Genomic DNA, 14,863 nt, shown 5'->3' on the forward strand with positions numbered 1-14,863 from the left:
ATATAAAATGAACAATATTGACATAAAGAGAACTATCAATTCAGAAATAGTAAAAAAAATTTTTGGAAACAAAGAAAATGCTATTCAATTTTTACAAAAACTTAATCCATCATTAAAGCCAAAAACTCCCAAAGAGGCTTATAATCTTATTGTTGAACTTTGGGACTACAATTGTGCAATTCCAGTTATTCGTTCTCTATTTAAAGAAACCCCAAAATATCAAAATGGATTATCTGGAGAAAACAATGTAAAAATTCTTCTTAGTGAATGGAAGTTATTAGGCTTTGGAGATATAGATTGGCCTTTCTCTCAAGGACAATTTGACAGTTTTGTTCAGACAATTAATGCAACTAATGAGTGTCGTTCTCTTAAAGATAACAAAGTAAGAGAAGCGGCCGTTCGTTATCGTAGAATTAAAGAAATTAATACTGAACGTAATGACTATTTAGAGACACTTATTTTTGTTAATAATGAGAATATTATTCCAACTTTATATCATTCTAGAGGTCTAGATTTCTTTATTAATGGAATAAGTTTTGATCAAAAAGTTGCTCGTAGTCCTACTAAACAATTCCAAAAAAATTTTGGAGATAATTGGAAAAAATATGCTTTATCACATCCTGAAATCGTAGCAGAATATCTTTATACTTATCAAGATGAGGGTCGTTTTGGGGCTGAACCTCGCTTATTTGTTGTCTATCTTGATGAAGATATTGAACCTATCCAAATTAAAAAAATCATTGAAAATAACAAATTAGATAAGCCCTATAAAATAAACTTTAAATATAAGCATAAATCTACAGGAGAAAAGGCATACCAAACTGAGGCATTTGTTATCTTACTAGCAAATGATTTAGAATGAATTATATTGGTTCTAAAAATAAACTAGCTCCCTTTATTATTTCAACTATTAACAATGTTGTTAGTGATATACCAAGCAAAACTTTTTGTGAACTTTTTGCTGGAACTGGGGTAATTGGCAATGCTTTTAAAACACAAGTAAAAAAGATTATTACGAATGATTTGGAGTATTATAGTTATGTTCTTAATAAAAATTACATAGAAAACAAAAGAAAATTTAATTTTTATGACATATTTAACTATCTAGAAGAAAATAGAATAAAAGATAATAGAAATTTTATTTTTTCACAATATAGCGAGAATGGTAATGCTGGGAGATTGTACTTTTCTGAAGAAAATGGAAAAAAAATAGATCAAATTAGGCAAAATATTGAACAGCTTTATCAAGCTAATGAAATTTCTAGTGAAATATATTATTTTTGCCTAGCTTCTCTATTAGAAAGTGCTGATAAGCATGCGAATACAGCGTCAGTATATGGAGCATATTTAAAAAAATTGAAAAGAACTGCTCAAAGAAAAATGATCTTGGAGCCTGCTCTTTTTGACGAAGCAGATTGTATTACCGAAGTCTATAATGAAGAAAGTAATCGGCTTGTAAGAAAAATTTCTGGTGATATACTCTATTTAGATCCTCCCTATAATAGTAGGCAATACGGTGCAAATTATCACTTATTAAATACGATTGCTCTATATGATGATTTTATCCCAAAGGGAAAAACTGGATTAAGAGACTATGTAAAGTCACAATACTGCAAAAAAAATACGGTCTATAGTGCTTTTAATGATTTAATTCAACAAGCTGAATTCAAATATATTTTTATCAGCTACAATAACGAAGGATTACTTTCTTTGAATGATATAAAAAAAATATGTTCCCAATATGGACATTATGATTTTATATCAAAAGAGTATCAAAGATTTAAAGCAGATAGCAATCGTCAATATAGCGATAATAAAACAATAGAATATCTGCATATTTTAGAAAAAATATGAGTATAAATTATCAGCAATGGCTCACTTTCGCCACTGCCACCCTTGCGGAAAATCAGGGGAATGATCCCTTTTTGAACCCGCAAACCGATGCGAATTTGCTGTTGCAAGCGGTGACAAAACGCTCAAAATCCGCCCTTTTTGCCTTTGCGGAAACGGTGTTGAGCGAGGCTGAATTAAAGCTGTTAGCCACTTTGCTGGCACGGCGTGCCAAAGGCGAGCCGATGGCGTATATTTTGGGCGAGAAAGAGTTTTGGTCGTTGCCGTTGAAGGTTTCGCCTGCTACGCTCATTCCTCGCCCTGATACGGAACGGCTAGTCGAAGTGGCGTTGGCTTGGGCTTACAAGGGGTTGGATTCTCAAAAATTTCTGCGTATCCTTGATTTAGGCACGGGAACGGGGGCGATTGCGTTGGCGTTGGCGAGCGAGCTGGGCGATAAAGCTCAGATCGTGGCGGTGGATAAACAGATCGAAGCGGTCGAACTTGCCGAACAAAATCGCCAAGCCTTAGGGCTGAATAATGTGGAAGTGAAACAGAGCGACTGGTTTGAGCAAATTTCGCAAAAATTCGACTTGATCGTGAGTAATCCCCCCTATATCGATCAAGATGACGACAATTTACGTCAAGGCGATGTGCGATTTGAGCCCCTTTCCGCCCTTGTTGCCGAGCAAAATGGGCTGGCTGATTTGCAAAAAATTATCGAAAACGCACCGCTTTATTTGCACCCAAACGGGGCGTTAATCTTAGAACACGGCTGGCAACAAGCAGCTGCCGTTCAGCAAATTTTTCAACAAAATCAATGGGTTGAAATTGAAACCCTGCAAGATTATGGCGGTAACGACCGAGTAACCAAAGCAATATGGACAAAATCATCGAAGACTTTTTAAAAAATATCGACTTACCCACCCCAACGCCCACCGAATTGCAAAAATTCCTCTATCAAGAAATGGTGCGTTTGAGTGTGCTAATTGATGAAAACACCAGCAAACCGCAAATTTTTGGCTTGATGTCTGCCCTCGTCAAACGGGCAAAATATCAAGTGAATGGCGAGGGCGACCGTGAACGATTAGCCCAGTTGGTACAATTTTTATTTGAAGATCAAGGCTTTAAAACCGCTTATCAGCAATACTTCAAAACCGATCATTTATTGCTCAACCGCGTGCTACGCCACCGCCAAGCCACGCCGGTGTCAATGGCGGCGATAATGCTCTACCTCGCTTCGGTGTTGGATTTACCGCTGTTTGCGGTCAGCTTCCCGACCCAAATTATTTTGCGAGCGGAATTGCGAGAAGCAAGCGGTCAGATTTCAGTGAAATTCCTCAACCCTGCGGACGGCTCGTTTCTCTCAATGGAACAGCTAACCAAATGGTTAGAGGGCGAGGCGGGCTATGAAGCGGAAATCACGCCAAAACTACTCAAACGCGCCGACACTAGCGAGCTACTCGAACGCCTCGAAACCCTGTTCAAAATGGCTCTCACAGGCGAAGGAAAATATGAAGAAACCCTGCGGATTATCCAATATCGTTTGAGCTTCAACCCCGAAGATCCTTACGAAATCCGTGATCGAGGAATGGTGCTTGCCAGTATGGACTGCTACCACGCCGCCCTTGAAGACATCAATTACTTCATCGACCAATGCCCCGAAGATCCGTCCGCCCTTGTACTAAAACTAGAAGTGGCAGGGCTGGAAAGACAGAGTAAGAATGTGGCGGTTCATTAAACAATTATTTAAATAGCAAAAACAAAGGCTTGGGTTTCCCCAAGCCTTTTTGTTTGTGCATTGTTGCGAATTAGTCGCCCAAACGCTCTTTGATACGTGCAGATTTACCTGAACGCTCACGTAAGTAGTAAAGTTTCGCTTTGCGAACCGCACCTTTACGTTTCACGGTGATAGAATCAAGCACTGGTGAGTGAGTTTGGAATACACGCTCAACACCTACGCCGTTTGAGATTTTACGCAATGTAAATGCAGAATGCAGACCACGGTTACGAATTGCAATAACCACGCCTTCGAACGCCTGCAAACGTCTTTTACTACCTTCAACTACCCATACTTTCACTTCTAAGGTATCACCTGGGCGAAAGCTTGGTACGTTTTGTTTTAACTGTTCTTGTTCGAGTTGTTTGATGATGTTACTCATTTTTAAAACCTTCTATGTCCTAGAATTAACTGATTTGTGCCGTTGTTTGATTTTGTTTAACAGCACCCTTTGTTCGTCAGTCAGAGCTAGGCTATCCAATAGCTCAGGGCGTCTTAACCACGTTCGTTCCAGCGATTGTTCTAATCGCCATTTGCGAATTTGTTCGTGGTGTCCCGACATCAGCACATCAGGCACGGTGAGTCCGTCTAACACTTCGGGGCGGGTGTAGTGAGGGCAATCTAATAAACCTTCGGCGAAAGAATCTTCCAACGCAGAAGCCTGTTTGCCTAATACCCCTGGGATAAAGCGTGCAACGGCGTCAATTAACGTCATTGCGGGCAATTCCCCCCCTGTGAGAACGTAATCGCCGATTGACCATTCCTCATCAATTTCGGTTTGAATCAATCGCTCGTCAATCCCTTCGTAACGCCCACACACCAAAATCAATTTCTGATTTTCGGCGAGGGCTTGCACGCCAGCTTGATCGAGTTTACGTCCTTGTGGCGAGAGGTAAATCACTTTTGCCTCTACGCCATCGTCTTTGCAAGCGGTGGCTTTTGCCGCACGAATTGCATCTCGCAACGGCTGCACCATCATCAACATTCCCGGTCCACCGCCGTAAGGTCGGTCGTCCACGGTTTTGTGTTTATCTGTTGTAAAATCACGCGGATTCCAACAGTTTACTTGCAACAGATCTTGTTTAACGGCTCGTCCCGTTACCCCAAAATCGGTAATCGCTTTAAACATTTCGGGGAACAGTGAAATGATACCAATCCACATTTTAGCCTCCGAAAGCTACAACAAAAGCTCTGTGCATACCTGAGGTTAGAAACCAGCGTCCCAATCCACCTCAATGGTTTTGGTGGCGAGATCTACTCTTTTAACTACTTGTTCATATAAGAACGGAATTAAACGTTCTTGTTTGCCGAAAGCATCTTTGCTGTTCGCTTTCACCACTAACACATCGTTTGAACCTGTTTCCATTAACTCGGTAACCACGCCCATTGTGTAGCCATCAAGGTTCACCACTTGGCAGCCGATCAGATCGTGCCAGTAATAATCCCCTTCCTCTAATTCAGGAAACACACTCAAATCCACGCCAATTTCGGCATTGGTTAAGAGCTGTGCAGCTTCACGGTCGTCCGTCCCCTTTAATTTCACAATCAAATCGTTGTTGTGATAACGCCAGCTTTCTAATTCAACCCCTTGCCATTGCCCCTTAATTTTTAAGAACCACGGCTGATAGTCGAAAATGCTTTCAGGATATTCTGTGGATGAATATAGACGCAACCAGCCACGGATTCCGTAGGTTGAACCTAGTTTTCCAACGACTTCAATTTTTTGTTCGCTCATACTCACCTACATTTGCAAAAATGGTGGAAATTAAGCCGCTTTACGCGCTTCTTTCACTAATGCTTCAACACGATCAGAAAGTGAAGCACCTTTTGAAACCCACGCATCCACTTTGGCTAAATCAATGCGTAAACGCTCTGCTTGACCTGATGCGATTGGGTTGAAAAAGCCGATACGCTCGATGAAACGACCGTCGCGTGGGCTACGGCTGTCAGCGACAACGACTTGATAGAATGGGCGTTTTTTAGCTCCGCCACGAGTTAAACGAATGGTTACCATAACCGTCCTCTAAATTGTTGATAGTAAAAAAATAAACCCTCGTTCGAGGTGAGGGTGATACGAATGCTTTCCCCAAAAGAGAGAAAAAGCGGTCGGATTATACCGATTTTTTGCAAAAAAGCAACCGCTTGACCACATTCTCTGTGAGGCTAACAGAAGCTACACTCCCAATGTCCACCGCACACAAAACAGCGTTTCTGTGGTGGTTTGCTGTTTTAGTCGCTGGCTCATTTGTTCGATCAACTCATCGCGTTTTTCACAAATTTCATCTTCTTTATCAAAAATAGCTCGGCGAGATTGTTGCACCTGCCGTTCAAGCTCTTTGATTTTTTGCTGGAACTGTGCTTTTTCGGCAAGAGATTGAGCATTTCGGCTTTGTCGTTTGGCTTCTTTGATTTGCTCATTTAATTCCGTCAAGGCTTCTGACAACCCCCTGATTTGCTCATCTGCCCATCGTTCCAAGCTACTTTCCATTTCATTGAGTTGAGCCACATTTTGATCGTTGATTTGATTGATCGTTGCATCAATTCTCAGCTCTGCGTTACTATTCAATTCTGCGGATATTGCACAATTCATATTGCTTGCTTTGGCTGAAAGCATAAACAGTTTTTGGCAAAAATTAGCATCCAGAGTCTCACCATTATCAGTGCAAGCGGTAAAGACCAACTTTTCTTGCGTTTCAAGCTCTGAATTGATGCATATTTTATCTATTCTTAGCCAACCAGACTGCCCTACTCGCTCGGCAATCACACTAAATTTACCGTGCGATAAAGGTTCATATTTAAAACTCAACTGACAGTTTGGTGTCGCTAAATTCAATGCCTGTTTTAAGCACCATTCGCCAAGTGGGTGCGTCAAGCGGTAGGTTACCCCCTGCAAAAAACTCAACTGGGCTTGTTTTTGGCGTAAAAAATGATAAAGCCCTGTGGTAATGCCGATCTCTGGCGATTTATGCAAGCTAAATTCGTGCAAATCATCATTGAACTTGGCGTAATCCGCCAACACAAATTTGGTCAAATTCCACACCCAGCGTTGCATATTATTCAGCCTATCCGACACCTTACCTTTTAATCTTTCCAACACATCTTGATCAAAATGGCTAAAAAGCTGGCTTTCGGTTTGCTTCATCGTATTGCGAATTTTCTCTTCTAATTCCGCCTGCAAAGCATCAAAGGCTTGCTGAATTTCTTCAGGGGTACGGCAACTTTGATAGATCGCCAAAATTTGCCGTTCCACATCTCGCCCGTCTTCGATCGAACCTAAAATTTCATCAGATGCACCAAACACCCCTTCAAATAAGGAAAATTTCTGATCCAATAATTCCAGCACTCGCCGATCGGCTAAATTGCGTTGGTTTAAAAAATTGATCACCACCACATCAAATTTTTGTCCATAACGATGACAACGCCCGATTCGCTGCTCAATCCGCTGTGGATTCCACGGCAAATCATAGTTAATCAATAACGAACAAAATTGTAAGTTTACCCCTTCGGCAGCAGCTTCGGTGGCAATCATAATTTGGGCGGACTCTTTAAAATAATCAATGAGTGCCGTTCTTTTATCCACCTCGGCTGAACCTGTAACACACTCACTGCCCTGTTGAGCTTTAAGCCACTTATGATAAATCTCGGTTGCTTGGGCTTGATTATTCGTACCACTAAATGCCACAAGCTTATCGGCATAGCCATTTTGGCTTAAAAAATCCACCAAAAACTGCTGAGTGCGGGTCGATTCGGTAAAGATAATCGCCTTTTGCTCAGCTCCCAAAGTCGCCATTTGACGAAAGCCGATATTTAACGCCTCTAATAACGCCAAGGCTTTGCTGTCTTGGGTCAAAGCATTGGCTTGATTGATAAAGCCTTGAATCTGCTCAATTTCACGATCAAGTACCGAAAGATCGATCGTTTTATCATCAATATCACTTGCTTCATCTTCTTCATTCACCCATTCGGCTTCATCGCTGTCCAAATCCTCAAATTCAGCCAAAAAATCTTCGTCTGCAAGCGGTAGGTTTTCTTTCATTTTTTGCAAACGATCTAAAATTTTATGTAGCGTATCCACCACCGCCTTGGGGCTAGAAGCGAGCAATTTGCGTAAAATCAGCACCACCAAATGCCGACTGCGTTTCGGCAGGGCATAGCTTTGCTCTTGCTGTAAAAAATGCGAGATATTATCGTATAACGCCTGTTCTTCATTGGTTGGGTCAAATTGTTGAGTAATGGTTTTTCGCTGGGTGTAATGCACATATTCCAGCACATTTTTGCGTAGCGTTCGCTTCACAAAAGTCTGCAAACGCTCTCTTAATCCGTCAAGATCACCACCACCATTTACAAAGGTTTTACGGAATGTTTTCTCATTGCCAAACAGATAATCATCAAGCAAAGTGGAAAGCCCATAAAGCTCCATTAGCGAGTTTTGTAGCGGGGTCGCCGTCAATAATAATTTACGCTTACCGCCAAAAATTCGGCGTAACGCCTGCCCCATTCGGTTAGAGGCTCGATGAGCATTGCGGAATTTATGAGCTTCATCAATCACCACCAAATTCCACGGCACGCCCACCAAAAAAGGCTCGCACTTCACCGCAAATTGATGAGAGAAAATCAAAATCTGCTTGCCGCAATGTTTTTCAAAAAACAGCTTAGGGCTTAAACCGCTTTTTTTGATCACTGCACGATCCACCACCAAACTTGGCAGGGCAAATTTCTCTTGCAACTCATTCGCCCATTGCTTACAAAGCACCGCAGGGCAAGTAATCAGCAAACGGCGTTTTCGCTCCGCCCATAGCTGACAAAGCACGAGTGCCGCCTCAATGGTTTTACCCAAACCTACTTCATCTGCCAGCATCACACCTTGTTGCTGGGGATTTTTTAAAGCAAATAACGCCGCATCAATTTGGTGCGGGTTTAAGTCCACTTTCGCATCAAACAGCGATTCAGACAATCTATCCGCCTCATCAGAACGGCAAACAATCTCATTGGCATAATAACGAGCGTGGTAAGCGGTCAGATTCATCGGTTTTCTCCCAACATTAGCGCAAACATCGTTTTCAAATAATGCTCATCTTGCATAAACAAAATGCGTTTTTGCGTAAAACTCTCAGTTTGCTCTAACTCAACATTGAGCAGATCATTACGATCCGTAACCGACAAAATAAAGGAACTCAAATGCAAGGCAGGCTGATTATCCCCTGCTTGTTTTTTGAGCTTTTGTTCAAGATCTTTGATTGTGCTAGGTAAGCCAAATTTAGGATCGCTCAAACTGATATGGCGAATGCCCTTAGGATCAACAAAACTCAGCCACTGCTCGCCTGTGGCGTGATCCACCACCCACACCAAAAAATCAGGGTAAAAATTGCCCGCCAAGGCAAAGCCTAAACCTTTGTTTTTATTGGCTGGATTGCGTAGCAAATACAATGCTCGTCCGCCGATCCATTTATCCAAATCGCCAGATTTTTCCGCTTTCATCAAATCATCAACAAAACGATGTTCGCCCTCATTTAGTGCCGTTGGCATCATCGTAAGCGGCATCTCATTGCTTTTTTCAAGATAAAACAACGGTTGATACAGGTGTGAATCAAATAAAATCGCACGCATCGCCGAAAAAGGTGGCTGCCATTTTAAGGCACTGGCAAGATCGCCTTGTCCGATATGCTGTTTTAGTTCATTGATCTTCGCTTCACAAGCTGGGGCTTCATCAGCTTGAATGTTAATCTGATATTGCGACAACAACGCCCGATCATCGTCCTGCACTTCCACTGCGGTTAAATGCTCGGCTTCATAGCAGGCTTTCATCTGCAAATAAAAACGCTCCGTATAGCGTTCCAGCAATTCTTGCAAAATTGCCTGCTGTTTTGCCACCGCCGAAAAATCATTGACTACCATCGCTTCTTTCGGGGCATATAAGCAATACCAATCGTTATTTTGCTCAACAAACTCACGCAGTTTTTGCGAATCGATCTGCCAATTCCACCAAGTTTGGTTCAATTTAAACTGCCACAAATCCAAGTAGATTTTATCCCAATCAAAATAATCAAATAATTTACGATTGAGTTTGACTTGGTCTCGATGATCGAGCTGTGTCTTTACTTGCTTCGTGGTGCTTAATGAATCTAAACGAGGGTAGAGATCTAACTCAACCAACACAGGGTGAAATTTACCCTGATATTTTTCTGGCACTTGATACAAACTTACCGTTTGCTGACGTTTAAAGCCGTTTTGCTGATTGTCTCTGTAGCCCTCTTTCAAGCGGATTGTTTTAAGCCGTATTTTGCTTGGCAAATTCGGACGAGTAGGGAAATTGAGAGTAATCATCTCGTTTTCATCGTTTGGTTTTTCAATGTCGAGATATTCTCTAAACTGTGCCATATAGCTGGCTTTTACTCCAAAGATATTTAAAGTTTCTAGCTGTTTTAAATACTTAGGGGTAAGCGGATCATTCGTGCTGGTGCGTTTCAGCGAAAAATCTTTGCCTTTTAACCGCACGCCTCGCCCAAACAGCTGGATAATTTGGCTACCCTCATTTTTGCCGATATTAAGCAAGCCCATCGTGGATACACGCCAGCTTGACCAACCCTCGCTAAATTTGCGAGAGCCGATAAGCAGTTGCAAGCGGTGTTTTTCATTGTTAATTTTGCTAAATAATCCTTCGCCGAAAGTATCTTCTTCACAATCAAATGCTGTCTCATTTTTGGCATTTTTGAAAAATTCGCCTTCGCCAACATTGATCACGCCAAAATAGGCTTCTCGCCCCACTCTTAGCCCATATTCGCCTGCGGCTTTTTTCAGATTTACCAATGCCAAACGCTGACTGCTGGTGCAGTTAAATAATTTGGACAAAATATCCGCATAAAGCCCTGCCGCATCGTCCTGCCACGCTTCATTTAACGCGGTAAAACGATCTCTAAAAATCGGCTGACCTTTTTTATCCAAAAACGCCGTGCCTGATAAAATCTCCCCCAGCCAGCGTTTGCTCTGTTCAGGATTATTTAAAAACTCTGCCAAATAATTAAGCACCACCAACACATCGCTGTCTTCTTTATTGACCTTACTGCCTACAAAAACCCACAGTGGACGGCTTAATAAATACTGATCTCGTAAGATTTTTTCATCTCTTTCAAACAGATAAAGCTGCTGATAAAACGATAATAACCCTGCCAAAAAGTATTTTTTCTCATTATCGCCCTGCTCGGCATATTCGCTGTCTAAATTTAAAATCAGGCTCTCTTTGCCATAGCCATCTTGATAAAAATACTTATAAGAATAATCAAATAAAATCGCCTTGGCATACACCTCAAAAATCGACTTTTGGCGTAAGGCTTTTTTATCCGCCCAATCCAATTCGCCTTTTTTCTTGATTTCCGCCTTTTCAAAATCTGCCACTGTTTTGCGATCTTTCACCGCTTGCCCGAAAGTGGCGGAATACTCAAACGAAAAACCATTGCCAATTAAAGCATTGCGATAATTAAGCCAAGCCTCGCCCGATGAACCACGATGCCCCTCATCAATCAGCACCAATTTGTTATCCCCCTCAAAGGAAGACACCGCCACCGTTTTATCGCCCTCTTTGTCGCCCAATTTATTGATATCAATAATTTGCACAGAACCCAATAAGTCTGCACCTTTATTTTTATCAAAAAAAGCCATCTCAATCCCCGACTGCCCCAATTCCGCCAAATGCTGTGCTGATAAGCCCTCATTTGGCGTTAATAAATAAACCGCCAATTTTTCTTGCTTGTCTTGCTTGGCATTTTTTTGCCCCCAATAATGCCGATACTGCAATAAATTGATGTGCATTAGCAAGGTTTTACCTCTACCCGTGGCACTCCAAAACGCCAATTTATTTAAATCTTCCAGCGTATAAGGCTGAAATTTCGGGGCATCTTTATCTTTACAATGCTCAGCAAGCACTTGATTTAACTCGCTTAATAGCTGATCTTGCTGATTAAAATAGCGATCTAAATAAATTTCCGTAAATAACAGCGATAAATACTGAAAATATTTTAATTGTAGCGGTCGGTTTTCTTGTAGATTTCGCTTTTGGGTAATTTTTTGCCAATGCTGGATAATTTGCCGATCATAATAAGCCAGCTTTTCTAAACTGATTTTATTAGGGTTAAAAAGTCCTTCGGTCAAGGCTTCATAAAATTTCGTTTGCCCTGTTGCACTAATACCTTCTAAATCGGCAAGAGCCTTAAACTGGCTCAAATCCTGCTTATAAAACAGCGACATAATCCATTTATTTAACACCAACTCTTGATGAAAGGTGCGGTTTGCTTTGGTTTTTTTGGTTGCTTTTGCCATCATCGCCCCCTTACACATCAAACATCAAACCTAAAAATTCAGGCTCAATTGGGCGAAGTTTTAAGCCAACATTAAAGCCCTCATCACTGTCGGCTGGCACGGTGGCAATACAATGATCGCCATTTAAATAGATCAAATCATAACGGCTATCACGCGGATTGATACCGAGCTTGTCAAACAGCGTGGCAATATCCTCATAGCCCAACCGTTCCATATCTCGCCACACAATGAGCGTGCTTTCGCCATTCGGTAAATCGCCCTCCACCAACACATAACCGCGTTTATCACGCTGATCGTCAATAGATTTAACCCTCAAACCGATCAAATAATTAAAGGTCTCCACCAAATCAATTTTCTGCACCTGATACGCCCCTGCCGAATCGCTGGCGATTTTTAATTGATAATCAAAAGGTTTGGCAAAATCGTTTACACTAAGCAAAGACGCACGACTTTCAATATCCAGCATATAATTGAGCAAATAATCTTCATTCACATCAGCAGAAAAATCAAACAATCCACCCGCTTGTAGCTGTAAATTATTTAAAGTGTCTTCATAGCTTTCCAGTTTTAATACTTTGACGATTTGCGATACGCCGTTAAAACTGCCCTGATCGTTTTTCACAGGCTTGCCGTCTTTCCAGTTTTCGCTATAAATCACTTTTTGCACACGCGGTTTTAGCACCGTATCAAAATACTCGCCCTGCTCCACCAAAATATATTTACGCGAACCGCCATCTTCACGGTTTAAATTGATTACTGCGTGGGCGGTTGTGCCTGAGCCTGCGAAGTAGTCGAGGATTAAAGAATTTGTTTCATTACCAGAAAATTTAATGATTTTTGCAATGTAATCAGTTGCTTTTGGATAAGAAAAAATATCAAATTTAAATAAATTTTTAATTAAAGTTTTGCCCGTTGAATTATCAACATTATCTATCCATGTAGAAAATGGCTTAGTTGAATCACCACTATTTTCATAAATTTTTTCATATGCAACATAATCATTACCAATTTTCTTACATTCTAATAAATTAAGATTTTGAATCATAGTTTCTTTACTCCAACGCCATCTACCCTCTGTATTTACATCAAGCATTGGGTAAATTTCAACATCAGATAAACTTTCTCTTTTAAGAGAAAATGTATTAGTTGCTTGATGAAAATAAATTGGATAAAAAAGATTTGGTCTATCACTTCGCAAAGACTTATCTCCCCATTTGCGAAGTAATTGAGTTTTATAGCGTAGATTTGTTACTTTATCTAAATAAGGATAATTACCCTCTGTTTTATCTTCTCTTCCTGCTTGAAAATTATTTTTACTCTTTGCGTAACTATATAAATATTCGTGTATAGTTGCATAATATTTACTATCTTGCTGCCCTCCCGAATTTTTTTTAACAAACAAATTCAGAAAATTTCCTTCTCCAAAAACATCTTCATTAATAAATCTCAATCTGCTTTGTTCATTATCATCAATACTTTGAAAAAATACACCTGCTTGATTTAATAACGGTTTAGCGAGTGTTAAGCGATTATGAATTAAACTCGCCCAACTAGAATGTTTATAGTTATCCTTATAAATAAAACCATCGCCCCCTGTATTATACGGCGGATCAATATAAATACATTTCACCTGCTCTTTATAACGAGCCTGTAATAAATTTAAGGCTTGGAAATTATCTGAATGGATCAGCACACCGCTCGTTTGCTCATCTAAATCAGAAAGTGAGAATACCAACTCGGCTTGAAATTCGGCAGGATAAAGCGAAGTATCCACCACCAAATGCGGATAGGCAGAAATTTGTGAAAATCCGACCGCTTGCTCATAGTGAAAATTAAACAGCCGTTGCCACTCGTCCAGCTGTTTTTGATTTTCGGCGATTTGCGGATAAAACTTCGGATCGATTTTATCCAGCGTAATTAAATAATAGGCTTGGCTGACAAATTTCTTTTTTAGCCACAGTTTCTTTTGGAAATTTTCCAGCTGTGCCAAAAAGTCAATGATCTGCAATGCCACCGCACGGAAAGTTTTAATCAGCTTAAAATTCGCTTCTAGTTCAGAAAAGGCTTCGGCAGCTTGCAAATTAGCTAAATTCATCAGCTCATTTTTGATATAAAAATCCAGCTCATTAGTTAAAAAGCCACCCAAATCTTTATGAATAAAATAATCTTTGCTGTTTTTGGCGGTGTAGTCGGTAAGGTGTTTTTCTAATAAAGTGCGGCTGGCATTTTTCTCAGTCGGAGCAAGGCTAAATAGCTCCGTCCACTTTTGACAAATTTCATCGCTTTTTAGGGTATCGACCGCCTGCGTGATACAGTCTGATTGCTTTTGTTTGGATTCTTGGTAGCAAAAGCGAATGGTCAAATAGTTGCCATCATCGCTTAATTCGGTGGGAGCAATGGTGGTGCGGATTTCATCGCCATTTTCATCAATTTCAATTTTTTCGTGCGATTTGGCAAGCACAAATACCCGCTTGTCGCTGTCTTTGCGGTTGTCTTTGGCAGTGTCGGCTTCCACAAGGCGAAATTCTACCGTTTTGCCATCGGATAAAGTAAAGCGATAATGACTGAAATTTTCGCTGGATTTGGTGTAATACTGATCCTTATTCGCCCAGTGTAGCACCACTTCTTCGCCATTATAAGGAATGGCGTATTGGTTGCCTTGATAACGGCGTTGGCTGATAAAATCGCCCTCATCGTAATAACGGGCAAAAAAGGTGAGTAAATGGCTATAAACGCTGTTTTGCTGACGGCTGTCGCTTAATGCTTCTTGAATTTTTTGGGGTAGGCGGTTATTAAGGAAATCGTTAATTTTCGCTTCACGCGAATTTAAAATGCGATAAATACCAAAATCTAAATCAGGACGATCGATTTGAAAAATTTCTCGCAACTTTGCGATCAATTCATTGAGCTGATATTGGCTAGGTTGGTTGGTTGGTTGGT

At 40.8% G+C, this 14,863-nt stretch carries 11 protein-coding genes; 4 read left to right on the forward strand and 7 right to left on the reverse strand.

Features of this window, described 5'->3' with window-relative positions:
* Positions 1-7 precede the first annotated feature (7 nt).
* Genes B0187_RS08855 through B0187_RS08870 form a run of 4 tightly spaced genes read left to right on the forward strand, consistent with a single transcriptional unit; the run spans position 8 to position 3,571 of the window.
* Positions 8-862 (forward strand): hypothetical protein, encoded by an 855-nt coding sequence (locus B0187_RS08855; protein WP_078237509.1) that lies wholly within the window; start codon positions 8-10, stop codon positions 860-862.
* Positions 859-1,854 (forward strand): DNA adenine methylase, encoded by a 996-nt coding sequence (locus tag B0187_RS08860; RefSeq protein WP_078237510.1) that lies wholly within the window; start codon positions 859-861, stop codon positions 1,852-1,854. The genes B0187_RS08855 and B0187_RS08860 overlap by 4 nt, the downstream gene beginning before the upstream one ends.
* 2 nt (positions 1,855-1,856) lie before the next feature.
* Positions 1,857-2,738 (forward strand): peptide chain release factor N(5)-glutamine methyltransferase, encoded by an 882-nt coding sequence (gene prmC, locus B0187_RS08865; protein ID WP_078237531.1) that lies wholly within the window; start codon positions 1,857-1,859, stop codon positions 2,736-2,738.
* Positions 2,711-3,571: a SirB1 family protein gene (locus B0187_RS08870; RefSeq protein WP_078237511.1), complete on the forward strand. Its 861-nt coding sequence runs from the start codon at positions 2,711-2,713 to the stop codon at positions 3,569-3,571. The genes prmC and B0187_RS08870 overlap by 28 nt, the downstream gene beginning before the upstream one ends.
* 70 nt (positions 3,572-3,641) lie before the next feature.
* Here B0187_RS08870 and rplS read toward each other — a convergent pair whose 3' ends face one another.
* The 7 genes from rplS to B0187_RS08905 all read right to left on the reverse strand — a co-directional run.
* The gene (gene rplS, locus B0187_RS08875) at positions 3,642-3,992 is read right to left on the reverse strand and encodes a 50S ribosomal protein L19 (RefSeq protein WP_078237512.1); all 351 of its coding nucleotides are present in this window, start codon (positions 3,990-3,992) and stop codon (positions 3,642-3,644) included.
* A gap of 12 nt (positions 3,993-4,004) precedes the next feature.
* On the reverse strand, positions 4,005-4,772 hold the full coding sequence (trmD, locus tag B0187_RS08880) for a tRNA (guanosine(37)-N1)-methyltransferase TrmD (protein ID WP_078237513.1): 768 nt from the start codon (positions 4,770-4,772) through the stop codon (positions 4,005-4,007).
* A 45-nt stretch (positions 4,773-4,817) separates the two neighbouring features.
* The gene (rimM, locus tag B0187_RS08885; RefSeq protein ID WP_078237514.1) at positions 4,818-5,345 is read right to left on the reverse strand and encodes a ribosome maturation factor RimM; all 528 of its coding nucleotides are present in this window, start codon (positions 5,343-5,345) and stop codon (positions 4,818-4,820) included.
* 30 nt (positions 5,346-5,375) lie between these two features.
* Positions 5,376-5,624, reverse strand: a complete 249-nt coding sequence (gene rpsP, locus B0187_RS08890; RefSeq protein ID WP_078237515.1) for a 30S ribosomal protein S16 — start codon at positions 5,622-5,624, stop codon at positions 5,376-5,378.
* Between the two features lie 159 nt (positions 5,625-5,783).
* The gene (locus B0187_RS08895; protein WP_078237516.1) at positions 5,784-8,636 is read right to left on the reverse strand and encodes an SNF2-related protein; all 2,853 of its coding nucleotides are present in this window, start codon (positions 8,634-8,636) and stop codon (positions 5,784-5,786) included.
* On the reverse strand, positions 8,633-11,923 hold the full coding sequence (locus tag B0187_RS08900; RefSeq protein ID WP_078237517.1) for a DEAD/DEAH box helicase family protein: 3,291 nt from the start codon (positions 11,921-11,923) through the stop codon (positions 8,633-8,635). Before B0187_RS08900 ends, B0187_RS08895 begins: the two co-directional genes overlap by 4 nt.
* Before the next feature lie 10 nt (positions 11,924-11,933).
* Positions 11,934-14,863: site-specific DNA-methyltransferase (locus B0187_RS08905; protein WP_342742118.1), on the reverse strand; the 2,930-nt coding region annotated here is incomplete at its 5' end.

This window comes from Haemophilus paracuniculus (genome assembly GCF_002015115.1).
Taxonomy (GTDB): Bacteria; Pseudomonadota; Gammaproteobacteria; order Enterobacterales; family Pasteurellaceae; genus Haemophilus_E; species Haemophilus_E paracuniculus.